General features: G+C 41.5%; 25 protein-coding genes. 23 read left to right on the top strand and 2 right to left on the bottom strand.

The window, feature by feature from the left end; all coding sequences use genetic code 11:
• The first annotated feature begins 28 nt into the window (after window positions 1-28).
• The 20 genes from HWV01_RS14820 to HWV01_RS14725 all read left to right on the top strand — a co-directional run bounded on the left by HWV01_RS14820 (window position 29) and on the right by HWV01_RS14725 (window position 17732).
• Window positions 29-1099 (top strand): methyltransferase, encoded by a 1071-nt coding sequence (locus tag HWV01_RS14820; RefSeq protein ID WP_211675873.1) that lies wholly within the window; start codon window positions 29-31, stop codon window positions 1097-1099.
• A 256-nt stretch (window positions 1100-1355) separates the two neighbouring features.
• Entirely contained in the window at window positions 1356-2141 is a 786-nt protein-coding gene (locus HWV01_RS14815; protein WP_211672274.1) for a beta-ketoacyl synthase chain length factor, read from the top strand.
• Window positions 2134-2907: a 1-acyl-sn-glycerol-3-phosphate acyltransferase gene (locus HWV01_RS14810; RefSeq protein ID WP_249185334.1), complete on the top strand. Its 774-nt coding sequence runs from the start codon at window positions 2134-2136 to the stop codon at window positions 2905-2907. Before HWV01_RS14815 ends, HWV01_RS14810 begins: the two co-directional genes overlap by 8 nt.
• Complete coding sequence (locus tag HWV01_RS14805) at window positions 2900-3163, top strand: phosphopantetheine-binding protein (RefSeq protein ID WP_211672273.1); 264 nt, start codon at window positions 2900-2902, stop codon at window positions 3161-3163. Before HWV01_RS14810 ends, HWV01_RS14805 begins: the two co-directional genes overlap by 8 nt.
• A gap of 13 nt (window positions 3164-3176) precedes the next feature.
• A complete protein-coding gene (locus tag HWV01_RS14800; RefSeq protein ID WP_211672272.1) occupies window positions 3177-3428 on the top strand; it encodes an acyl carrier protein in 252 nt (83 codons plus the stop codon).
• A 29-nt stretch (window positions 3429-3457) separates the two neighbouring features.
• Window positions 3458-4078 (top strand): hypothetical protein, encoded by a 621-nt coding sequence (locus HWV01_RS14795; protein ID WP_211672271.1) that lies wholly within the window; start codon window positions 3458-3460, stop codon window positions 4076-4078.
• A 3-nt stretch (window positions 4079-4081) separates the two neighbouring features.
• Entirely contained in the window at window positions 4082-5512 is a 1431-nt protein-coding gene (locus HWV01_RS14790; RefSeq protein ID WP_211672270.1) for an AMP-binding protein, read from the top strand.
• A complete protein-coding gene (locus HWV01_RS14785) occupies window positions 5505-5960 on the top strand; it encodes a hypothetical protein (protein WP_211672269.1) in 456 nt (151 codons plus the stop codon). Before HWV01_RS14790 ends, HWV01_RS14785 begins: the two co-directional genes overlap by 8 nt.
• Window positions 5957-6694, top strand: a complete 738-nt coding sequence (locus tag HWV01_RS14780) for a glycosyltransferase family 2 protein (protein ID WP_211672268.1) — start codon at window positions 5957-5959, stop codon at window positions 6692-6694. Before HWV01_RS14785 ends, HWV01_RS14780 begins: the two co-directional genes overlap by 4 nt.
• Before the next feature lie 19 nt (window positions 6695-6713).
• The gene (locus HWV01_RS14775; RefSeq protein ID WP_211672267.1) at window positions 6714-7658 is read left to right on the top strand and encodes an acyltransferase; all 945 of its coding nucleotides are present in this window, start codon (window positions 6714-6716) and stop codon (window positions 7656-7658) included.
• 13 nt (window positions 7659-7671) lie between these two features.
• Window positions 7672-9219, top strand: coding sequence for a histidine ammonia-lyase (gene hutH / locus HWV01_RS14770; protein ID WP_211672266.1), 1548 nt, complete (start codon window positions 7672-7674; stop codon window positions 9217-9219).
• A 55-nt stretch (window positions 9220-9274) separates the two neighbouring features.
• On the top strand, window positions 9275-9703 hold the full coding sequence (locus tag HWV01_RS14765) for a thioesterase family protein (protein ID WP_211672265.1): 429 nt from the start codon (window positions 9275-9277) through the stop codon (window positions 9701-9703).
• Window positions 9696-10334, top strand: coding sequence for an outer membrane lipoprotein carrier protein LolA (locus tag HWV01_RS14760; RefSeq protein WP_211672264.1), 639 nt, complete (start codon window positions 9696-9698; stop codon window positions 10332-10334). Before HWV01_RS14765 ends, HWV01_RS14760 begins: the two co-directional genes overlap by 8 nt.
• Window positions 10321-12768, top strand: a complete 2448-nt coding sequence (locus tag HWV01_RS14755) for an MMPL family transporter (protein ID WP_249185333.1) — start codon at window positions 10321-10323, stop codon at window positions 12766-12768. Before HWV01_RS14760 ends, HWV01_RS14755 begins: the two co-directional genes overlap by 14 nt.
• Window positions 12765-13373, top strand: a complete 609-nt coding sequence (locus HWV01_RS14750) for a DUF3261 domain-containing protein (RefSeq protein WP_211672262.1) — start codon at window positions 12765-12767, stop codon at window positions 13371-13373. The genes HWV01_RS14755 and HWV01_RS14750 overlap by 4 nt, the downstream gene beginning before the upstream one ends.
• On the top strand, window positions 13370-14551 hold the full coding sequence (locus HWV01_RS14745) for a beta-ketoacyl-ACP synthase (RefSeq protein WP_211672261.1): 1182 nt from the start codon (window positions 13370-13372) through the stop codon (window positions 14549-14551). The genes HWV01_RS14750 and HWV01_RS14745 overlap by 4 nt, the downstream gene beginning before the upstream one ends.
• A 14-nt stretch (window positions 14552-14565) precedes the next feature.
• The gene (locus HWV01_RS14740) at window positions 14566-15027 is read left to right on the top strand and encodes a 3-hydroxylacyl-ACP dehydratase (protein WP_371816362.1); all 462 of its coding nucleotides are present in this window, start codon (window positions 14566-14568) and stop codon (window positions 15025-15027) included.
• Complete coding sequence (gene fabG, locus HWV01_RS14735; protein WP_211672260.1) at window positions 15020-15745, top strand: 3-oxoacyl-ACP reductase FabG; 726 nt, start codon at window positions 15020-15022, stop codon at window positions 15743-15745. Before HWV01_RS14740 ends, fabG begins: the two co-directional genes overlap by 8 nt.
• Window positions 15745-16971: a beta-ketoacyl-ACP synthase gene (locus HWV01_RS14730; RefSeq protein ID WP_211672259.1), complete on the top strand. Its 1227-nt coding sequence runs from the start codon at window positions 15745-15747 to the stop codon at window positions 16969-16971. The genes fabG and HWV01_RS14730 overlap by 1 nt, the downstream gene beginning before the upstream one ends.
• A gap of 125 nt (window positions 16972-17096) precedes the next feature.
• On the top strand, window positions 17097-17732 hold the full coding sequence (locus tag HWV01_RS14725; protein ID WP_211672258.1) for an outer membrane beta-barrel protein: 636 nt from the start codon (window positions 17097-17099) through the stop codon (window positions 17730-17732).
• A 24-nt stretch (window positions 17733-17756) separates the two neighbouring features.
• On the opposite strand, the gene HWV01_RS14720 is transcribed toward HWV01_RS14725, so the two are convergent.
• Window positions 17757-18203: an alpha/beta hydrolase gene (locus HWV01_RS14720; RefSeq protein WP_249185553.1), complete on the bottom strand. Its 447-nt coding sequence runs from the start codon at window positions 18201-18203 to the stop codon at window positions 17757-17759.
• Window positions 18204-18397: 194 nt separating this feature from the next.
• Here HWV01_RS14720 and HWV01_RS14715 point away from each other — a divergent pair, with 194 nt between their 5' ends.
• The 3 genes from HWV01_RS14715 to HWV01_RS14705 all read left to right on the top strand — a co-directional run bounded on the left by HWV01_RS14715 (window position 18398) and on the right by HWV01_RS14705 (window position 20945).
• Window positions 18398-19600 (top strand): MFS transporter, encoded by a 1203-nt coding sequence (locus HWV01_RS14715; RefSeq protein ID WP_211672257.1) that lies wholly within the window; start codon window positions 18398-18400, stop codon window positions 19598-19600.
• A gap of 86 nt (window positions 19601-19686) precedes the next feature.
• The gene (locus HWV01_RS14710; protein ID WP_211672256.1) at window positions 19687-20415 is read left to right on the top strand and encodes a DNA-3-methyladenine glycosylase I; all 729 of its coding nucleotides are present in this window, start codon (window positions 19687-19689) and stop codon (window positions 20413-20415) included.
• 11 nt (window positions 20416-20426) lie between these two features.
• Window positions 20427-20945, top strand: a complete 519-nt coding sequence (locus HWV01_RS14705; protein ID WP_249185332.1) for a DUF1439 domain-containing protein — start codon at window positions 20427-20429, stop codon at window positions 20943-20945.
• Window positions 20946-21008: 63 nt separating this feature from the next.
• Here the strand turns inward: HWV01_RS14705 and HWV01_RS14700 are convergent, their stop codons facing one another.
• Window positions 21009-22925, bottom strand: coding sequence for a methyl-accepting chemotaxis protein (locus HWV01_RS14700; protein ID WP_211672254.1), 1917 nt, complete (start codon window positions 22923-22925; stop codon window positions 21009-21011).
• Between the last annotated feature and the right edge of the window lie 218 nt (window positions 22926-23143).

Below are 23143 nucleotides of genomic sequence, written 5' to 3'. Positions count from 1 at the left end.
TATTTTAAATTCATTCATGGAGTTAATGATGGCATTTTATGAGAAACCGGCTGAAGTATCAGCGTTTAATGCAAAATTTGAAGCGCAGAAAATCGCATTCGCACCCGTTGCATTTCAGGTTGCGCGCTGCCTATTAAAGTTTGGTATTTTAAAAGCGGTTGATGAAGCAGGCAAGCAAGGCATTTGTTTATCAGCATTGACTGACAAGCTTGATACCAGTGAGTATGGTATCAGCGTATTGCTTGATATGGGATTGAGCATGGGTTTAGTGTGGCAACAAGATGGTAACTTCATTTTAGATAAAGTCGGCTATTTTTTGCTTAACGATGACATGGCATTAAAGAATCTCGATTTTACCCACCACGTCTGTTATCAAGGCCTGTTTGATTTAGATAAAGCTATTGAAACGGGGACGCCAGCTGGTTTACAGGTATTTGGTGATTGGAAAACCATTTATCCAGGTCTAAGTCAGTTACCAGAAGAAGCGAAAAGAAGCTGGTTCGAATTTGATCATTATTATTCAGACCATGCCTTTCCTGAAGTACTCGCCTTGTTGTTTGAACACAAGCCTAAACACATTTTAGATGTGGGTGGTAATACGGGTAAATGGTCATTAGCGTGTACGAAGCATGATGAAACCGTAAACATGACTATCATGGATTTACCGGGGCAGCTTAATGTTGCGTTGGCAAATGCGAAAGAGGCCGGGGTTGACGATCGTATTCACGGGCATGAAACTGATTTACTGGATGAAAGCCGTACCTTTTTTGATGGTGCTGATACGATTTGGATGAGTCAGTTCTTAGATTGCTTTAGTAAAAGTGAGATCTTAAGTATCCTAAAACGTGCCGCAGACGTCATGACCGCCGACAGTCGTTTATATATCTTAGAAACCTTCTGGGATAGACAGCCCTACGAAGCAGGTGCTTATTGTGTGAATGCAACATCCATCTATTTTACTGCTATGGCAAATGGTAATAGTCGTATGTATCACTCAAAAGATATGATGCGCTTGATCCAAGAGGCGGGTATGTATGTTGATCAGGATACTGATGATTTAGGCCTTGGGCATACACTGCTTGCTTGTAAGAAAAAATAATCGAATAAAACTAAATCGACTTTGTCAGCGAGTGTAAATCAACGTAAATAAACGTCAGTGAAAGTGAAAATCAGTCTGTGGTGTTATTGTATATATTTCAATTGGATAGCGGTTATCTCCTTACGGCGTAGAATGAATGCTCGATTATAACTTGTTGATATATAATTGTTCAATTTTTTGGCTGTTGATTTATTATTGACGATTAATTACTATGGCGGCGTAAATATTGTCGCTATTTTAGCTTTAGGAGAAACCATTGAAGTTATATATCGAAAGCATCAGTTCTTGGTCAGCTGCTGATGCTGGAAAAACGAAAAATATTGATGAAGTAAAAGATAAATCGTTAACTTGGCCAAAATTGGATTTTGTGCCTGCTATGCAGCGACGTCGTTTAAGTCCTTTTGCGAAGATTGCACTGTATACTGCTGAAAACGCGCTATCAGAGCAGCCTGTATCGCCAGAAGTATCCAATCAAGTTGATATTGTATTTTCGAGCCGACATGGTGATTTACATAAAACGGCTGAATTATTGACTGAATTAACAGCAGACCAAGATATATCACCGACGGCATTTAGTACCTCTGTGCACAACGCAGTGCCGGGCTTATACAGTATTTTGAAACAAAATAAACAAGCGATTAATGCAATCTCTGCGGGTAAAGATAGTTTCTTTTATGCTTTTGTTGATGCTTACGCGCGACTAAAGTCAGGTCGTGCTAATAAGCTACTTATCGTGCATGTCGATCGTGAATTACCTGAGTTGTATTCACAATTTAAAGATGAGCAGCAAATCGCTCACGCGATATCTATGGTGATTACTTTAATCCCTACTGCAACGACATTGGCTGCTATCGATGCTAGTTTTTCTACACACGCAACACCTAAGATTGGCAATGAGCAAGAGCCGTCAGAATTGAATCTACCTGCTGGTTTGTGTTTTATAGATTGGTTTAATCAAACAAGCATAGACTCTCCACTGAAATTTACATCAGAACGCCATATTTGGACTTGTGATTTAGTCTCTGGTTCGTCACGTGTATAAAAAGTTAAATTACCTTTGGCGCTTATTGGCCACTGCGATATGTTTTAGTTTATTTGGCATTGGCGGCCTAATACTGACATTGTTCGTGTTCCCTGTTCAAAAACTGTGTATCACTGGTGAACAAGCGCAAAAACGCACTGCACGTAAAACCGTACATTATAGCTTTCGCTTTTTTATTGCCACCATGGCATTTACGCGAATCATCGAGTTCGATCTGCGTGATAGAGCAGAGCTGGCTCAGCAGCAAGGGCAATTGATCCTGGCTAATCATCCATCATTGATTGATGTGGTCGTGTTGCTTTCCATTATTCCCAATGCCGATTGTGTGGTTAAAGCGCATTTATTTAGTAATCCCTTTATTCGCGGGGTGATAAAAAATGCAGGCTATATTAGTAATGCTGACCCTGAAGCCTTGCTCGATGCATGTAAATTATCATTAGAACAGGGTAACAACTTGATTATTTTTCCTGAAGGTACACGCACAGTACCGGGGAAAGAATTGGTCTTTCAACGTGGCGCAGCCAATATTGCTTTACGTTGTCAGGTGCCAATAACAACCGTATTAATTAATGTAACGCCAAGTACATTAACTAAAGCAGAGTCTTGGTATCAAATTCCAAGCGAAAAAGCTAAATTTATGTTGCAGTTGACACGTGATGTACCAACGCTTTCAGTTGCAGCTGCGATACCAATGAGTAAGCAAGTTCGCCAGTATTGTCGTGAACTTGAACGTTATTTTAAACAGGAACTACGAAGCCATGAGTGATTTAAAAACAGAGCTAAAGCAGCTTATTATTACTGAACTAGATTTAGAAGATATTGAAGTTGAAGACATTAATGATGCGGATGCATTGTTTGTTGAAGGCTTAGGGTTAGACAGTATTGATGCGCTTGAATTAGGCCTGATTCTAAAGAAACATTACGACATCAAAATCGATGCAAACTCGGAAGAGATTAAACACCATTTTTCATCTATTGATGCATTAAGTGCATTTATTACTGAGACTCGTGCTACGGCTTAATTAAGGATTTTCCATGCAATCTAGAGAACACATCTACCAAACATTAGCCGATATCTTAGTTGAAGAATTTGAAATCGATGCAGACGACATCAACCTCAGTGCCCATTTATATACTGACTTAGATTTAGACAGCATTGATGCCATTGATTTAGTGATTAAATTACGCGACATTACTAACGAAAAAATTGAACCTGAAGTGTTCAAATTGGTACGTACAGTAGAAGATGTTGTAAACGAAATTGAAAAACTAACGTTAGCGAAATAATCGCAGTACATTAGTCCACAGTGAATTATATGTTGAAGAAACTACTTACAGTGATCTTGGGGTTGTGCTTATTACTTTACCCATTTGCAGTATATTTAGGGTTAAATTATGTGAGTCCTTTTTGGCTTGCGCTCGGTTTATTAGTGCTGTTACTGTCTCGTTTAATGATGCTACGTGGTGTTTTGAATAAAATGCCTTGGTTATTACCCGCAACCGCGCTAGGCGGTTTGGCGATAGTTACCTCGTTATTCACTGATTCAGATATTGGCTTTAAGCTATATCCGCTAATGGTTAATTTTGCCATGTTGGCGGTATTTGCGTATTCATATCTTAAACCGCCCACCGTCATTGAAACATTTGCGCGGTTACAAGATCCAGACTTACCTGAACATGCTGTAAATTACACACGTAAAGTTACTTTGGTGTGGTGTGGTTTTTTCATCATTAATGCCAGTATTTCATTGTATACGGCTTTATATAGCTCATTTAAAGTGTGGACTATTTATAACGGTTTTATCGCGTACATCCTGATTGGTAGTTTATGCGCCGTTGAATTTGTTGTACGCCTATTTGTGCAGCGAAAGTATGCGAATAATAGCGACGTAATCAGTGCTAATCCAAGTATTGAAACGACGCAGAAGGAAGACTAAATAATGACAGAACTGTCGCTACGTCAGCGTGATATATGCTTTCATATTAACAAGCAAGCATATAGTTTTGAGCAGTTTAGTGCTGATATTCACGATGCAAGACAAATGATTCGCCAAATGGATGCAGACAGTGTGTTACTGTTTCATCAATCGACTTATCAGTTTAGCGTTGGCTTTTTCGCTCTGGCACTGGAAGGTCGTCACATTGTTATGCCACCGAATGCACAGTCTCAAACGCTTATGCATATCGCGCCACAATGTCAGGCTACGCTCGGTGATATTAAAGTCGATGGACTAGAAGCGATAAATGTAGCATTAATCGACGCGCCTTTGATTAACACGAACAGTATTGCTAAGCATGATGTGATTGCTGTTCAAAGTCAGCCATTACAAGACAGATCTGCTCTGTTTACACCATTAGACTGTCAAATTACCTTCTTTACATCAGGTTCGACCGGGCAGCATAAACCGATTGTGAAACAGTTTAGTCAGCTTAACTGTGAAGTCGATGTACTAATCAACACCTTTGCTGTGCGTCTAGATGCTTCACAGCTATTATTAAGCACAGTATCCCATCAGCATATCTATGGGCTGTTATTTAAGCTGTTGTTGCCGTTAAAATCCGGCTTAGCAATTGTTAATGATACCTTTGAATACCCTGAACATATTAGTCAGCTTTTGGTCGAAGAGCTAGGTAAAGAGTTAGTTGATAATGGCCGCCAAACTGCGTTATTGATCTCTAGCCCTGCGCATTTAAAACGGCTGAGTTTAGATAATGTCTTGATGGCAAATAAAGCGCAATTACAAGGTGTGTTTAGTTCTGGTGGCCCGCTACCGTTTGCTGTCGCTCAAGAATTATTTACCCAACTATCGCAGGCGCCAATTGAAGTGTTTGGTAGTACAGAAACAGGTGGTATAGCGTGGCGACAGTGCCAAGACTCAACCCCAAGTGCGTGGCGGGTTTTCCCTGATATTAGCTATCGTATTATGCCTGAGACTGCGCAGTTGGTCTTAACATCACCTTATATTAATGATGCTAACTACGTCACCGAAGACCGCGTTCAGCGTATTGATGAACAACATTTTGAAATGTTAGGCCGTGCCGACCGCACTGTGAAGCATGAAGAAAAACGTATTAATCTCGATCATATGGAACGTTGTTTACAACAACACCCCTTGGTTAACGAAGTGCGTGTGATCGTACTCGATGGCGTGAAAAAACAAGTGTTAGCGACTGTGATTGAATTGACCGAAAAAGGGCAAGCATTACTGAACGAACAAAATAAAAAGTCATTGAATGATAGCTTTAAACAGCACTTACTCGGTGAGTTTGAACGAATCTGTTTACCTAAGAAATGGCGTTATCCAGCGCAAATGCCATTTAATTCTCAAGGTAAATTAGTGATTAAAGAATTGGAGAAATTGTTTGACTGAATTAGTGAAAGTGGATGCAACCATTCTGAGTACTGCATTTCTTAATACAGATAACGTTAAAACAGATAGTGCAGATAGTTCGGATGATACGGTTGCGTTAACGTTGAATATCCCGACTGATTTGGACTATTTTAAAGGTCATTTTGACCAAGCGCCAATCTTAGCGGGTGTGGTGCAACTGCACTGGGCGGTAGAGTATGCGAAGCAATATTTAGTCATGGGCGCGACTGATGTGATGAATATTCAAGTGTTGAAGTTTCAGGAAATGATCTTACCGGGTCAAGATGTGGTGCTGACGTTAACTAAAAAATCAGCCGAAAAAGTGCTGTTTAGTTATCAATCCACAACGTCAAACGGTGATATTAAATCTCATTCTTCTGGTCGACTTATTTTTGCTGAAACAGTTGCTGTATATAACGCTGAAAAGAATACGGTAGGTGGTCTGTGAGTTATTGTATTGTGATCCCTAATTACAATCACACGGTAGTGATTGATCAGTTGTTAGGGGCTTTGGCGGAATACAAGTTACCTGTGATCATGATTAATGATGGCAGCGATGCTGACAGTAGCGTATTTATGCTGACGTTAGCGGAAAAATACAGTTATGTCACTTTGATTAGCCATGAGCAGAATCAGGGGAAAGGTGCGGCAATACAAACAGGTTTAAAGTATGCAGATAGTATGGGCTTTACTCATGCTGTTCAAGTGGATGCCGATGGTCAGCATGATATTACTGATATCAATAAACTAGTTGAGTTATCACAGGCACAGCCAAGTCAGTTAATCAGTGGCCAACCTATTTATAATGAATCTGTGCCTAAACACCGCTATTATGCGCGTTATTTAACCCATGTTTGGGTATGGATTGAAACACTATCATTTGACATTAAAGATACCATGTGTGGCTTTCGGGTATACCCATTGGCTGAGACGCTCGGCTTGTTAGCCAAAAATAACAATATTGGCGAATATATGGCGTTTGATACCGAAATTATGGTGCGCTTATATTGGGAGAGTGTAAATACGATCTTCTTACCAACCAAGGTTAATTATCCTGAAAATGGCGTTTCACATTTCCGGTTATGGGAAGATAATGTGGCCATTTCATGGATGCACACGCGTTTGTTTTTTGGCATGTTAAAACGTTTACCGCAGTTATTATTGCGTAAGTTTAACACTTGATTAAGGGCAGAATAACGATATGACTACCACAGTTCACTGGTCAAAAATGCAAGAACGCGGTACCTATATTGGTATGAAAACACTGCTGCTTTGCTACCGTATTCTAGGCCGTACTGGTTTATCTATTATTCTTTACCCTGTCATTGTGTATTTTTATTTTACTGGCGGAGAAAGCAAAAATGCATCTTTAAATTACCTTGGCAAAGTTGCAAAGCGTAAAGGCAGTTCGAAACAGCCGGGTCATCGAGAAGGTATCAAACATTTCTATACTTTTGCCCAAGGCGCATTTGATAAGATAGATGCTTGGACTGGCAAGATTTCGATCGAACAAGTGCAATACAGTTATGATGCAAAATTTAAAAAATTACTCGAAGATAATAAGGGCGCGGTATTTATTGGCTCGCACTTGGGTAATCTGGAAGTATGTCGCACGCTCAGTGTCGGTAAGTATAAAACCCGTATTAATGTATTGGTATTTACTCATCACGCCGTTGAATTTAATAAAATAATGCAAAAGATTAACCCCAATGTGAATGTTAACTTCATTCAAGTGTCAGATGTGGGAGTTGATTTAGCCATTTTATTAAAACAACGTGTAGAAGCGGGTGAGAAGGTCGTTATTGTGGGAGACCGCACCAGTACGACGTCTCCTGGACGCGTGGTTTATGCCGAATTTTTAGGCCAGCAAGCGCCGTTTTCACAAGGGCCATTTATTCTAGCTTCTTTGCTGGAATGCCCTGTGTATTATCTATTTTGTTTGAAAGACGGCGACAAATATCGCCTTATCTTCGAACATGTATCAGATAAATTGAAGTTTGCACGTAAAACCAGACAAGCCGATATTGGCGAGCTGATTAATCAATACGCACAAAGGTTAGAACACTTTTGTTTGCAGTACCCGTATCAATGGTTTAACTTTTTTGATTTTTGGCAAGAAGACCATAAAGTAGAACGTAAGAAATAGTTTGGAGAAGTCAGTGGCTACCACTAAAGCAACAATTAAGTTTGGCGAATCACGTTTAACGATTGAAGATATCGTTGCAATTGCGAAACAAGAAAAGCATGTCAGTATCAGTGATGCACCAGAGTTAACGACTAAGATTGATTCAGCGCTCGCGTTCTTAGATAGCTTATTAAAAGAAGATGGTGTTATTTATGGTGTAACCACAGGTTATGGTGATTCTGTTACAGTAAAAGTACCGCTTCATTTAGTACATGAATTACCATTACACCTTACTCGTTTTCATGGTTGTGGCTTAGGGCAATTATTTAGCACTGTTGAAGGTCGTGCTATTTTGGCTACCCGTCTCAATTCTTTAGCACAAGGCTATTCTGGCGTAAGCTGGGAAATGCTGCATTTATTGGCGGCCTATTTAGAACACGATATTATTCCGGCGATCCCACAAGAAGGATCGGTGGGTGCAAGTGGTGATTTAACGCCATTATCTTATGTTGCTGGCGCATTAGTTGGCGAACGTGATGTGTATTATAAAGACCAAATTCGCAACAGTGGCGAAGTCATGGCAGAGTTAGGGCTAACGCCATTAGTGTTACGACCTAAAGAAGGACTTGCGATCATGAATGGCACGGCAGTCATGACAGCCGTTGCTTGTTTAGCCTTTGATCGTGCTAACTACCTCACTAAATTAGCGGCGCGTATTACTGCCATGGCGAGCTTGTCTATTCAAGGTAATAGTCATCATTTCGATGAGATCTTATTTTCGGTAAAACCACACCCAGGTCAGCAACAAGTCGCTACCTGGATCCGTAATGATTTGAATCATGCAGAACACCCACGTAATGCTGACCGTTTACAAGATCGTTATTCGATTCGTTGTGCGCCGCACGTTATTGGGGTATTACAAGATTCACTGCCTTGGTTCCGTCAAATGATTGAGAACGAGCTGAACTCTGCAAACGATAACCCGATTATTGATGGCCAAGGTGAGCACGTATTACACGGTGGTCATTTTTACGGTGGTCATATCGCGATGGCTATGGACAGCATGAAAACAGCGGTTGCTAACTTAGCAGATCTTGCTGACCGTCAGTTAGCGTCTTTGGTTGATACCAAATACAATAATGGCTTGCCATCAAACTTATCGATGAGTGATGAATCGCGTCGTTATATTAACCATGGTTTTAAAGCCATGCAGATTGGTGCATCTGCGTACACAGCAGAAGCATTAAAACAAACCATGCCTGCCAGTGTTTTCTCACGCTCTACTGAATGTCATAACCAAGACAAAGTGAGTATGGGCACGATTGCCTCGCGCGATGCAATGCGTGTTTTACAGTTGACTGAGCAAGTATTAGCGACGACATTATTGGCGACAGTACAAGGCCTACGTATTCGTATTGAACGTAAAGAGTTAGATTTGGCAAGTTTACCTGTCGCTGTTCAAGCTATGTATAACGACATTTGCAGCTTCTTCGAGCCATTAGTAGAAGACCGACCAATGGAAAGTCTATTACGCTTTACAATTGATGCGATTCAAACGCAGCGTTGGGCGCTTTATCAATAATCTTTACACAAAAAACAAGATACAAGATACAAGATACAAGCAAGGTAATACATAAATGAGCAAAAATAGTCTGTTATCAGAATCCGTTATTATTGATGTACCGTTTCATGATTGTGATCCGATGAATATTGTTTGGCATGGTAATTATGCGCGTTACTTGGAGGTCGCTCGCAGCGCGCTATTACGTAAAATGAATTTTGATTATGAAGATATGAGTAAATCAGGCTATATGTGGCCAATTGTTGATATGCGCGTGAAGTATATTGCTTCGGCGCGTTATGCTCAGAAGATAAAAGTGGATGCACATTTAGTTGAAGTGGAATCTCGCTTGAAAATGGAGTATGTAATCTCCTGCTTAGATACAGGTAAGAAGTTAACTAAAGCATCGACTATTCAGTTAGCTGTTGATTTAGAAACACAAGAGTTGCAATTTGTGACACCTGCTGTCTTTACTGATAAGTTAAACGGTGAACTGAATGGGTAGTTGGTTACGACTGCTGCTCTTACTGTCATTGGCTGGCAATGTGTTTGCTGCCGATGATGCTAAAGATTTAAGCTCGGGTAAAATTAAAGGATCAGCAGCACCACTGGCACTATTATCGCAGTTTAAACCGCTGGCGATAGCCAGTGGCACATTTGTGCAACACAAGTATTTCACGGTATTGAAGAATCCAGTGATCTCCAGTGGTGAACTGTTTTTAGATCAAGCTTTAGGCTTTGTCTGGCATACCAGTAAACCGATTGCCTCGACCATGATACTCAAGGAGGAAGGGCTATTTTCCATCGACCACCGTCAACAGCAAAAGCAGATAAATAATGCGACACCAATTGCAAGCGTGCTCATGAGCGCCTTGTCTGGTGATCTTGCTGCGCTCGAAACTCAATTTAGCTTAGCGACCACATCATTAACAAAAGCAGCATCTTCAAACCAAACTTGCATTGAATTAACGCCGAAAGATGCGGTGATAGCGAAAGTGATGAGGGTGATTGAGCTATGTGGGAAGGATACTGTCGATCATTTAGTATTATTTGAAACCTCTGGTAACCGTACCGAGATTGAACTTAGTTTGACTGCGGTTGATGAACTGCCAAAGGCTATTCGTGAGCAACTCTAACTTTAGCGTCTGCAATAATAAGTTTGGACTTAAATGTTACTTGCTGCAATTGGTTGTGGTATTGCTATTAGCGGGCTATCAACTTGGTTGGGGTCAATGGCAAATAGAGACGAATATACTGTCGTTATTACCGACTGACAGCCAAGCGCAAGCAAGTCAGAAGCAAGATATAAACCAAGCCAAGTCGGCCTTATTCCAACAAGCGAATCAACGGGTATTAGTGGCGATTTCAGGTGAACAAGCTATTCCTGCTTATCACCAATTAGCCAATACTATTACGTCGTTTACTGGCATTGAAAGCGAATCAATGACAGTCCCTGATATCAGCGATGTGATTACGTTTTATCAGCCTTATCGTGACAGTGTCATGACCGATGACTATCAAGCCTTGTTAACCGATCCACAAGCGATTAATAATTTTGTGTTAGGTAAACTGACGCAAGTAAGTGATCCGTTCGTTAGCGGTAGTTTAGCTATTTCCCCACGATTGAATTTGGCTGATTTTTTAGCGACAGGTTTAACCCAGTTACAATCGTTTGAAACTGAACAGGGCATTATTGTCGTGAATAAAGATGGGTTAAAACATTACATTATGCCTATTAAGGTTAATGTTGATGGTTTCTCAGTGAAGCAAACTCAAGCATTTTCGACGCAGTTACAGGCAGAGTTTCAAAGATTAGAAACCAAGTTCGATGTGGATGTGCTTTATAGTGGGGTATTATTCCATACTGCAGAATCCAGTCAGCAAGCTGAATATGAAATGTCGACTTTTGGCGTGATCTCATTATTAGCTGTGTTATTAATGATTTTAGCTGTATTTCGCAGTGCAAAGCCCGTTAATCTGTCACTGTTGGTATTAGCCATCTCGGTAATTTATGGATTAACGGCGGTCGTTACTTTATTCAATCAATTGCATTTACTCACTTTAGTCTTTGCTGTGACCTTAATTGGTATTGTGATTGATTATTGCTTTCATGCCTTTGTTAGTCTCAGTGTTAGTAATAGTAATAGTAATAGTAATAGTAATACTCGCGGTGGTATTAAATCGATTCGTACCGCCTTGTGCTTAGGGTTTATCACGACTGCATTGGGTTATGCTGCACTAATCATGTCGCCGTTATCCTTATTGAGTCAAGTCGCAGTATTCATGATCTTTGGCTTGTTTGGCGCATTGTTAACTGTGCTGCTATTACTGCCTTATTTAAATCTAAGTGGCAACATCAGCGTAACGCCAAGTGTTTGGACGTTAACAGATAAGCTAAATATCTGGTTAACAAGACTGCACCAGCAACGCCGTATCATCTTTGTCGTATTGAGCTTAGGGTTAGTCAGTGTGATCGTCATCGATGACATTAATTTTAATGACGATATTCGGTTGCTTAATTCCAGCCCCGCATTTTTGATTGATAACGAGATCAAAATGGCGAAGCTGATGGGTTACCAACACAGTCAACGCATTGTGATTACCGCAGATGACAGCGAAACGTTATTGCAACGCCAAGAAGACTTACTTGCACGATTACAGCATTCACAACTGCAAGGTTTAACCGTGAAGAGTATTGCCAGCTTGTTGCCGTCCGTTGCGAAACAACAAGCAAGCAACGATCTGCTTAAAGACGCTGAGCAACAACGGGTTTTCCAGCAGGGATTAGCGATCTTAGGGTTAACTGATACGGTAGATGAATTTAAGCCGTTAACGTTAGATGCGTTTAATTCTGGTCCATTACAGGCCCTATCTGCGGTGTACATTTATCAATATAAGTATCAAAGCCAAGATGCCAAGAATATAGATGAGAGTGTAGATAAGAAAGCGGCGATGAAGTACGCCTTGTGGGTTGAAACCTCAGGTGTGGCATTAAATACTGACTTACAGCAATGGATCGCAGATCAACCTGACATGAGTATTGATAATAAACCTGCGGAAGTGTCTGCGGCATTAAGTCATTATCGCCAAGCGTTATTATTACTGTTCGCGGGTGCGATATTAGTGGTGACAATTGTGCTGTGTTTACGTTTTGGCTTGATGCAAGGCTTGTTAGGGTTATTAAGTATTATGGTCAGTGCTGGCGGTGCCTTGCTATTAACGCAATTAAGCTTAGGCCATCTTAATATTTTCAATTTGTTAGCGGTATTACTTATTCTCGCTTTAGCAATTGATTATGTTATTTTTTATCAAGAACACGGATTGCAGCGTAATACCGTTTTAGCGATAACTTTATCGGCCATTTCATCTGCGCTGGTATTTGGTGTACTTGCCTTAAGTGTGACACCTGCAGTAGAAAGTTTCGGCTTAACTGTTATGTTTGGGATCTTGTTAGTATTTCTATTATCGCCATTAAGTGCAAAACAAGTCACGGTACTGAGTACCAAACAAGTTGAGACAGAAAGTCGAGGTGACGATGTGAGTAATAACAGTATTGAGGTAGTAAAATGAAGTGGACCTGTTTGCCGAGACTAAGCTTGCCGAGATTAAGCGCTGTGTTATTAACGGCCTTATTATTAACTGGCTGTATTAGTATGCAACAAAGCCATTTAGTCGCGATGGCACCGGGTGTCACCTTACAACTTACTGCACCACCAGAAGCATTACAGATGCAGGCGAAAACGCAATTAATTGAAGCCGAGTTTAATGGTGAAACCCAAAGTTTATTAGCACAAGTCGAATTTACTGAAACGCAAATTAAATTGGTGGCGATGACACCCTCAGGTATTCCGTTGTTTGATGTATTGTGGAGCGTGAATGGCGAGGCTGTGATTAACCAATATGTGCCTGTACCGGGATTAGATATCGGTTATGTGATCGCAGATCTGCAATGGGTTAACTGGCCGTTGGCGCAATTACAGTCAGCGACCAATGGTTCGTTTAGAGAAGAATTTAGCAATCATGAGGGGCAAATCTCAACAGATTGGACGCGTACATTAACGCAAGATGGTCAGGTCATTTTGACGGTCGAAAAGTTCGATAATCGTTATATCCTTAAGCATTTACTGCGCGATTATCAAATAACAATAACAGAATTAAGTAAGGTGTCACTGTGAGTATCTGTCTAAAAGATTTTGGTGTGGTATGTGCTTTAGGTGATTCGAAAGCATCTGTCGCTGCTGCACTACTAAAAGGTTACCGAGGTGGATTGGTACTTGATAGCGAGTTGCCAATTGCAGAACCTCAGTATGTGGGTCGTGTCGCTGATGCAACTTTTGATAAAATACTCACCCGTAATGATAAGCTTAGTCAGTTGGCTTATTTACAAATTGCCGATACGCTTGCGCCGCTGATAACTGAGTTTGGGCAACAACGTATCGCAGTGGTGATTGGTACCAGTACTTCAGGTATTGAATACGGCGAACAAGCATTAAAGCAAAAAATGGCGACAGGCGAATACCCAGAAAACTATCATTATAAAGTGCAGGAAATGGGTACCACAGCGCAGTTTATAGCGGATTTATGTCAGGCTAAAGGACCGGTTTATAGTATTTCGACAGCCTGTTCATCCAGTGGTAAAGCGTTAGTCAGTGCACAGGCATTACTGGATGCTGACTTAGCTGATGTGGTTATTGCCGGTGGTGTTGATAGTTTAGCAAAGCTTACCGTCAATGGCTTTAAAGCATTGGCCTCAACAGCGACTGCAATGAATAACCCATTTGCGACAGACCGTGATGGTATTAATATCGGTGAAGCATCGGCGTTATTTGTCGTCACCAAAGAGCAAGGTGGCATTCAATTGTTAGGGGCGGCTGAAACCTCTGATGCCCACCATTTATCAGCGCCGCATCCAGAAGGTGAGGGCGCATTACGGGCGATGCAAGTAGCATTGGTCGAAGCGCAGTTACAAGGCTCACAAATAGATTATGTCAATCTACACGGTACTGGCACACCAAAGAATGATGACATGGAAGCCAAAGCTATGTTTAACGCTTGTGGCAGCGAAGTATTGTGTAGTTCAACAAAAGGCATGACAGGCCATACGTTAGGCGCAGCAGGTGCATTAGAAGCGGGTATTTGTTGGTTATTACTTCATGATGAATATAACCCAGAACATAAAGTACCGAGCAATGTGAGCGATGGTGAGGTAGATAACAGCCTTGCTGCGATAAACCTAGTGGATGCAAAGGCCAATGCCGATCGTACTGCTAAGAATAAGTTACAAACCTGCATGAGTAATTCGTTTGCTTTTGGCGGTAACAATATCAGTTTAGTGATAGGAAAACAGCAGTGAACCAATCTACAGTAGTGATCAAATATCCAATAGCAGATGTCTTACCGCATAGCGCACCGATGATCTTAATTGATGAGTTGGTGAGTTATGACGACGAAAACGTCTGTTGCCGAGTGACTATTACGCCCACGATACCTTTCTTTGATTGCGCGAAACAAGGCGTACCAAGTTATGTCGGCTGCGAATATATGGCGCAAACCATCGCGGCTTATGGTGGTGCGCATGCACTGGATGATGCTGGTGAGGTGAAAATTGGCTTTCTATTAGGTTCTCGTAAATATAACGCCGAAGTGGGGGTATTTAAAGTAGCGCAAACCTTGTTAATTGAAGCCAAAAAACTAATTCAAGACGAATCAGGACTGTGTGTTTTTGATTGCGTTATAAAAGATGAAGACGATGCGGTGCTAGCAAAAGCTAAAATCAATGTATTCCAACCGCAGGATCCCGCACAATTTTTAAAGGATAATCATGAGTAAACGTATTCTAGTAACAGGCTCAAGTCGTGGACTGGGTAAAGCGATCGCACTGCAATTAGCAAAAGACGGTTTTGATATTACGGTTCATTGCCGTTCTGGCGTTGAAGCGGCGCAGGATACTTGTGCTCAAATTGCTGAACTGGGTCAAAGCACGAGCTTATTACAATTTGATGTGTGCGATAGAGCCGCGGCAAAAGCAAGCATCGAAGCGGATATCGCTGAACATGGCGCGTATTATGGCGTGGTGTGTAATGCGGGTATTACGCGTGATATGGCATTCCCATCAATGGAAGGCGAAGACTGGGATGATGTGATCCGTACTGGCTTAGACGGTTTTTACAATGTGATTCATCCAACGGTAATGCCAATGGTACGCGCTAGAAAAGGCGGCCGTATCGTTACTATGGCCTCTGTTTCTGGCCTCATGGGTAACCGTGGTCAAGTGAATTACAGCGCAGCAAAAGGCGGTATTATTGCGGCATCAAAAGCGTTATCGCTTGAGCTAGCAAAACGTAAGATCACTGTAAACAGTGTAGCTCCAGGGTTAATCGAATCAGACATGACCAATGACTTACCGCTCGATGAAATCAAAAAAATGATCCCATTAAAACGTATGGGTAAACCGGAAGAAGTGGCAGGTACAGTGTCATTCTTAATGTCTGATTGTGCGGCTTATATCACTCGCCAAGTTATTTCTGTAAACGGTGGGCTAATCTAATGAGAAGAGTTGTTGTTACAGGTATGTCTGCGGTCACTGCACTTGGTGACGATTGGGCGACGTTTAAAGCTGGTCTAGAAAAAGGTGAAAATGCTGTTAAAGTGATGCCTGAATGGGATTATCTTGATGGGCTTAATACCCGCTTAGCAGCACCTGTCCTGCATTTTGAAAAACCAGCCCATTATAAGCGTAAACAAGTTCGCTCAATGGGGCGCGTATCATTAATGTCGACACGTGCAACAGAGTTGGCGTTAGATCAAGCGCAATTATTAGACCACCCAGCATTAACCGATGGTCGCACGGGTATTTCGTACGGTTCATCTGTGGGGTCGACTGAACCACTGGTTAATTTTAGCCGCATGATGGACACGGGTAACATGTCTGGCGTAACGGCGACCAGTTATATCCAAACTATGTCACACACCGCACCAGTAAACGTAGGCGTATTCTTCGGTTTGACGGGACGTGTTATTACCACAAGTTCGGCCTGTACGTCGGGTTCACAAGGCATTGGCTATGCGTATGAAGCGATTAAATTTGGTCGGCAAGATTTGATGGTTGCTGGTGGTGCTGAAGAGCTTTGTATTACCGAAGCGGCGGTATTTGATACCTTGTATGCAACAAGTGTTAAAAATGATACACCTGCGCTCACACCGCGACCATTTGATACTGATCGTGATGGCCTGGTGATTGGTGAAGGCGCATGTACGCTGATTCTAGAAGAGTTGGAACATGCCCTTGCGCGTGGCGCGACGGTTTATGCTGAGATCATTGGTTTTGGTTGTAACTCTGACGGTAAACACGTGACCCAACCAACCGCGGCAACTATGCAAGTAGCCATTGAACAAGCGGTGGAAGATGCCAAGATTGATATCGATGAAATTGGTTATGTGTGCGCCCATGGTACAGCAACGGACCGAGGCGACATTGCCGAAACCATCGCCACTGCCAATGCGTTAGGTAAAAAACCAATCAGCTCATTAAAGAGTTATTTAGGTCATACCCTTGGTGCTTGTGGCGCAATTGAAGCGTGGGCATCAATCAACATGATGCAAGACAACTGGTTCGCCCCGACAATCAACTTAGATAATATCGCGCCTGAATGTGGCGATCTTGACTATATTCGCGGTGAAGGCCGTGAGATACACACTGATGTCGTGATGACTAATAACTTCGCTTTTGGTGGGATCAATACATCACTAATATTTAAACGCTGGTATAAATAGCATTTAGAGAATACAAACACGCCTTATTTTTCATTAAGTTGCGTGTTTTTGTTATTTTAACTGGAGTAATTGCTCTGCCTGTCGATAATAAGGTTATACCTTAATTAAGTGATGAGTAGACATTGATGTCGATTAAATCTGTTTTATCTGCGGCGAGCTTAGTTGTTTTAAGCCCATTGGCTGCCGCGGAGTCTTTTTACCATAGTAATATTGAATTGAGCTATGCAGAAGACACATGGACGTTGAATACAGAAAATGAAATGTCGGAAGATGTACATTTTAAAACATTCATTGATAAAAAAAGTGACATATCAGAAGTCAGTAATGCCTCGGCTAAATCAACAGATATCCTGGTTGGTTTAGCTAAAACATTTAGGGTTCATGAATATGCAGAGATATATGGTTCGGTTAACCTTGGTGTAAGTGCGTTAGTTGCGCGAGTTGAAGGGCAAGAGAAAGATAAAACCGTTGCAATATTAACATCACCAGTATTGGGTGTTACGTATTCGACGTCACCTGAGTATGAAATAGATTTTAATGTATCCTATGACCTGGTGAACCTCGATCATGAAGTGGATGCTATCCAATCTATTTATAACGCTACAAAATTTAAAGTGGGGGTTAAATACCATGTTAACTCGGCCATCACAATCAGTGCGGGCTACCACTGGACAGTCACCGAGCAAGACAGGTTAAACCTGAACAATGTTGTATTATCATTCAGGCTTAACCTCGAGCCCGTTGTTATGTTTATGATGTAGCCTTGTAGCTGTTACCTTAAAGTACTAAATATTCTGCGTTAAGAAGTTAATAACATAATCACTGGCTTCTTCACTATCAGGGCAGTGACCGGCCTTACCAAAGAATACCGCTTTACCTTGTGATGATAAGGCTGCTGTGTTTTTAACGTCTTCAGGCATAGCTACAGGGTCTTTATGGGTGTTAATCGCTAATAGTGGCGTATCAATTCTAGCGCGGCCATCAAAATAACCTCTGGTGACTAACGAGTATTTAGCCGCATTATTGGCGTAGTAAGTTTTGTCACTAGGATCACCGCCTAAGCGTGCAATTAACGCATCGACAGACATACTTGGAATAACGTCTAATAGCTTGTCATTAGTTAATGGTCCATCAACTAATGAACAACGTGCCACCACGGCTTTTAATTTAGGTTGCTTGAGTGCAAATTCCAGTAATGCAGGCCCACTACCAGAAGACCCCAATACAGCAATTCTATTATTATCAATATCCGGATTTGCTTCTAAATAGCGAAAAGCCGCTTGATGTGAAGCGTCTATTTTGAGTTTTATAGTAAATTGTTGATTTAGGTATATTACTCAAAAAGTGGTGGGTTATGTACATGTGGCGTGCTAGGTTAACAAGGTGTTAACAGTTATGTGTTAATAAATGTAATCTAGAGGTAAGTATGTATAACGAAATGATCGTCCAGAAGATCCCTTATATCAAGTCTAAATCGGCAGTTATGTTGTTAGCTTGCCTGATTGTCATGATGGCGCAAATGGCGACGACCATTTACTTACCTGCTTTGCCTGAGGTAATGCGAGAATTAGGGTTGAGTCGTCGTACAATGGAATTATCTATTTCTCTGTTTGTGATTGGTGCGGCTATTCCGGTTCTTTTTTGGGGCGAGGCGGCTAACCGATATGGACGACGTTTACCCTTAAATATTTCATTGTGTCTTTTTATCGTGACTAGCGCGCTGCTTAGTTTTAGCCAGTCAGAACTGCAGTTACTCTCGCTTAGGGTATTACAAGGTATTGCAGCTGGTGGCACCGTTATTATTGCAAGGATCTTGGTAAGAGATAACTGGCAAGGTGAAGAACTGACTAAACGACTGTCGCTATTATCAATCGCCTTCGTTGCAGCCTTGGGGGGCGGTCAGTTTTTAGGGGGACTGATACATCATTATTCCGATTGGCGATTAGGGTTTGTTATATTATCCGTACTGGGAGTATGCGCTGTTTTACTCACTAAATATGCGCCTTTAGATATGCAGATTGAAAGTAATACTGGCAGAATGTGGGCGTCATATTATCAAATCCTTAAAACGCCTTCATTCCTTTGGCCTTGTCTTGTTGGTGGTTTTGGGTTCGCTATCATAGTGACACTCCAAGAGGTTAGCCCGTTTGTATTTAAAGAGCAGTTCAATTTAGACGCCCAACATCTCGGCTTATTTGGTTTGTTCATTGGTGCCTCGTACTTCTTTGGAGCGTTACTTGTGAATCGAACTATCAAACGGATTGGCAGTAAAAAAATGCTCCTGATAGGAACGAGCATTGTGTTTATCTCGACATTAATACTCAGTTTATGTTGGTATTTTCGAGAGCAATATCAAAATGAATTGTTACTTTCCATTTATCTGATTCTTTATGTGGTCACTATTTTTGGTCAAGCGGTATTGTTTCCTAATAGCATGGCTATCGCGGTGAATAGCTACCCGAAAAATGGTGCCCATGCCGTGGCGTTATGTGGTTTTTTACAACAAGGACTTGCTGGTATTGCCGCAGCCTGTGCCGTCATTTTAGAATATAATGGCTTGTGGACGATTGCGGTTACCGTGCTAGGGGCGAGCGCTTTACTGATTGTTTTATTTAAAGTTAAGCAGTAAATGAAAGTAATTTATTTTTAGCGTTGCTGGCCAGATCAAAATTGCGATAAACTACAGACATATATTGATACAGGTTATAAACACTCATGGAATCATTCGACAAAATATACCACCGTGCCGCGGAACGTAAGGGCGGAGAACAGGCGTTAGCGTATTTATTATCGCAACCACTGACAAATGCCGAACTCGTTACTGTACAAAACAGTGACGTGTTGGCTGAGTTTACTCGTGCGATCTTTAAATCAGGGTTTGTATGGCGGATTATTGAAATTAAGTGGGCCGGATTTGAAGAGGTGTTCTGGGGCTTTGATATTGATAAGCTAATCTTAATGCCTGACGATATGTTAGAGCGTAAAGCGGCTGATACTAAAATAATTCGTAACTATACCAAGGTAAAAACAGTACGTGATAACGCGCTGTGGCTCAAAGATATCTGTGACGAACATGGTTCTGTTGCGAAGTGGTTAGCACAATGGCCAGCCGATGATGTTGTGGGTTTATGGCAATATATGAAAAAACACGGCAGTCGTTTAGGTGGTAATACCGGCCCATATGCATTGCGTCGATTAGGTAAAGATACGTTTATTTTGAGCAGCGATGTTGAAGCTTATTTTCGTGGGCATCAACTCATCGATGGTGGGCTCATGACCAAACGTAGTTTAACCACGATCCAAAACACCTTTAACCAATGGCGCCTAGAATCGGGTTACAGTCTGCAAGAACTTAGCCAAATCGTCGCTTATTCTGTCGGTGATAATCGCGTTGGTTTTAGTGGCGAAGTGCAGAGTAATACCGAACTAGAGAGTGTTAAATAATGAAAACTGGTATGAATAAGTTAATCATCACCTTGTTATTAATGTGCACATTTGTATTACCCGCACAGGCGTTAACGGTTAAATTTAGCGAAGCAGAGCTGCAAGAGAAAGTCGCGACGGTCATGCCACTAGTGAGAAAAACTTCATTTTTGACGGTTGAATTGAGCAAACCTGTATTGGCACTAGCGAAAGATAAGAATGAAATTGAGCTGCAATTAAATGTTAAACTATTAATGGCTGGATTAGAGTACAGTGGTCATACGCGACTAACGGGATCACTGAGTTATAATTCAGAAACATCGGCGTTCTACGTAACAAATATGAAGGTGCATGAAGTTAAGGTTGAAGGTATGCCAGACTTGTTTACACCACAAGTGATCCAAATGGCAGAGCAAGTGGTAAATCCAGTGCTTAATCAAATGCCTGTATATAAGCTTAAAGATGACTTAACCCAAACCATGATTAAAGCTGTTCTAGAGTCAATTGAAGTGCGTAACAAGGAATTAGTCGCGACACTCAACGTTATTTAACAAAAAATACCGCATAACGCTATGTTTGCGGTATTTTTAATATAGTTAAATTAGCCTAATTTTCTATAACTTAAATACACCCACCATATCACCAAGGCGCATCGAAAGATCGCGTAATGCATGACTTGACTTCGCTAAGCCTTCTGCAGTATCTGCTGTGCACTGAGTGATATCATTAATCTCAACGATGTTTTGATTGATTTCATTGACCACTGTTGATTGCTCTTCTGTTGCTGTTGCTACTTGGGTGTTCATGTCCGAAATATGGCCAATACGCTCACCAATAGACACTAATGCTGTCGAGGTATCGGTTGTCGCGATTGTGCCCTGTGTGGTTAACTCACGGCTTTTTAGCATAGCAGCTACTGCGCTGCTGGCCTCATTTTGTAAGTTATCAATCATTATTTGAATTTCGTTGGTCGATTGATCGGTTCGGCTTGCTAAATTACGCACTTCATCTGCAACCACGGCAAAACCACGTCCTTGTTCACCTGCACGCGCCGCTTCAATCGCAGCGTTAAGGGCCAGTAGGTTCGTCTGCGCTGAAATGCTGCTTATCACTTCTAAAATGCCACCAATCGCTTGGGTATTATTGGCTAATGAATCGATAACTCGGCTGACTTCGTCCACATCACCTGCAAGCTGGTTAATCACATCACTAGCTTGGGTTACAACGTGTTGACCATCTCGGGTTTCAGCTTCTGCATTCTGGGCTTCCACGGCTGCCGCTGATGCGTTATTCGCGATCTCGTTAACTGTCGCGCCCATTTCATTAATTGCAGTCACGACCAGAAAGGTGCGGTCTCGTTGTTCATGGCTATTATCTAAAGTGATCTGCGCTTGGCCTGCCACTTCTGCTGCGGCCTGCTGGAGCGCTTCACCTGTGCGTGATACTTCTTGCATTGAATCGTGGATCTTAGTAATAAAGCTATTAAAGCCCAGTGACAATTGCGCAATTTCATCCTGTCCTTGAATCTCAATGCGTTGACGCAGATCGCCGTCACCATTACCCAGTTCAGAAAATACACCTGCGATACGTTGAATTGGACGCGTAATGTTGTTACCTAACCAGATAGCGATGAAAGTAAAAACAAGGGCAATGACAAATGTCCATAACATGATCTTGTTATTGGCTTGCGCTAAGCTGGCAAATGCTTCCTCGGTCGGTAACTCGGCAATCACATACCAATCCATTGATGGGATATAACTACTGGCAATTAATGTTTTATGATCCGACACGGTTGTTTCCGCTAGATTGAACGCCGTTTTTTTAAGTAGGGAAGTGGCTACTTGGCTATCATATTGTTGCATTAGGCTAGTCTTACCCATAAGCGCACTGTCATTATGTAGACGGATCATGCCTGCTGCATCCACCAGATAAACAAAACCACTTTGCTCTAGCTTAAATTGATTGATAAAATCGACCATTTCATCGAGGGATTTTGACAGACCAGACATGCCTTGCCCATTACGTTGCTGGTAGTTAATAAAGAGTTTCATCTCGCCGTTACTTTCTTTAAATACACTCACAGACTGTTGCTGGCTACTGTTGGTAAAGTCAAAAAACCAGTCATCTTGTTGACGATTCAGCTGACGTAAAAACCCGTTTTGATTCCAGTAGTCACCGGTTATACGGTTAGCAAAGGAAGCATCAATAAGCTGATATTGGCTTTTTACATCGTTAAGCACTTGCACAAGCTGTGCTTCTTGCGCAGGGGTTCGTTCTGTTTGCAATAACTCAAGCATAAATCGGTTGCTCGCCACTTGCTGTGCTGCCTGCTGTAAGCTTGATATCTCTTTATCAACTTGATTGCGGATCTGCATTAATTTAGCAGGCAGTTCAGAATTGGTTAAGCGTGTTTCAATGACTTCTTTGGCTAGGTTTTGACTCACGAACCCGACGAGTAAGGTCGCGGTAATAACGGCACTAATCATAGTTATGATCAGTTTTTGCTTGATACTAAATTGACTGAAATTCATTAGGGTATTGTCCTGGCCTATCGATAAGGGAATTCAAATGTAAAATGTTGCTGGATTTAAGTAATAATCAGCACTTTAATTTGAATTATTATAATTACTGTTTAACATTATGCGTTAATTAACTTAGTTAACGGCATTAATAACGAAACCTTTAGCGATATAGACACGGTTTTAATTAATTAACTGGCCTAGTGTTTAAAAGATGGCAGTTTTATAGT

Source organism: Moritella sp. 5 (assembly GCF_018219455.1).
Classification (GTDB): Bacteria; Pseudomonadota; Gammaproteobacteria; order Enterobacterales; family Moritellaceae; genus Moritella.
Note: the sequence above shows the minus strand (reverse complement) of the source record. Positions and strands in the feature narration are given on the sequence as shown.

Excerpts from the sequence above, each read along its gene's own strand:
- HWV01_RS14730 (WP_211672259.1), top strand. The coding sequence starts at position 15,745 with ATGAGAAGAGTTGTTGTTACAGGTATGTCTGCGGTCACTGCACTTGGT.
- HWV01_RS14805 (WP_211672273.1), top strand. The coding sequence starts at position 2,900 with ATGAGTGATTTAAAAACAGAGCTAAAGCAGCTTATTATTACTGAACTA.
- HWV01_RS14750 (WP_211672262.1), top strand. The coding sequence starts at position 12,765 with ATGAAGTGGACCTGTTTGCCGAGACTAAGCTTGCCGAGATTAAGCGCT.
- HWV01_RS14710 (WP_211672256.1), top strand. The coding sequence starts at position 19,687 with ATGGAATCATTCGACAAAATATACCACCGTGCCGCGGAACGTAAGGGC.
- HWV01_RS14715 (WP_211672257.1), top strand. The coding sequence starts at position 18,398 with ATGTATAACGAAATGATCGTCCAGAAGATCCCTTATATCAAGTCTAAA.
- HWV01_RS14790 (WP_211672270.1), top strand. The coding sequence starts at position 4,082 with ATGACAGAACTGTCGCTACGTCAGCGTGATATATGCTTTCATATTAAC.
- HWV01_RS14705 (WP_249185332.1), top strand. The coding sequence starts at position 20,427 with ATGAATAAGTTAATCATCACCTTGTTATTAATGTGCACATTTGTATTA.
- HWV01_RS14760 (WP_211672264.1), top strand. The coding sequence starts at position 9,696 with ATGGGTAGTTGGTTACGACTGCTGCTCTTACTGTCATTGGCTGGCAAT.
- HWV01_RS14725 (WP_211672258.1), top strand. The coding sequence starts at position 17,097 with ATGTCGATTAAATCTGTTTTATCTGCGGCGAGCTTAGTTGTTTTAAGC.
- HWV01_RS14700 (WP_211672254.1), bottom strand. The coding sequence starts at position 22,925 with ATGAATTTCAGTCAATTTAGTATCAAGCAAAAACTGATCATAACTATG.
- HWV01_RS14800 (WP_211672272.1), top strand. The coding sequence starts at position 3,177 with ATGCAATCTAGAGAACACATCTACCAAACATTAGCCGATATCTTAGTT.
- HWV01_RS14775 (WP_211672267.1), top strand. The coding sequence starts at position 6,714 with ATGACTACCACAGTTCACTGGTCAAAAATGCAAGAACGCGGTACCTAT.
- HWV01_RS14795 (WP_211672271.1), top strand. The coding sequence starts at position 3,458 with ATGTTGAAGAAACTACTTACAGTGATCTTGGGGTTGTGCTTATTACTT.
- HWV01_RS14765 (WP_211672265.1), top strand. The coding sequence starts at position 9,275 with ATGAGCAAAAATAGTCTGTTATCAGAATCCGTTATTATTGATGTACCG.
- HWV01_RS14820 (WP_211675873.1), top strand. The coding sequence starts at position 29 with ATGGCATTTTATGAGAAACCGGCTGAAGTATCAGCGTTTAATGCAAAA.
- fabG (WP_211672260.1), top strand. The coding sequence starts at position 15,020 with ATGAGTAAACGTATTCTAGTAACAGGCTCAAGTCGTGGACTGGGTAAA.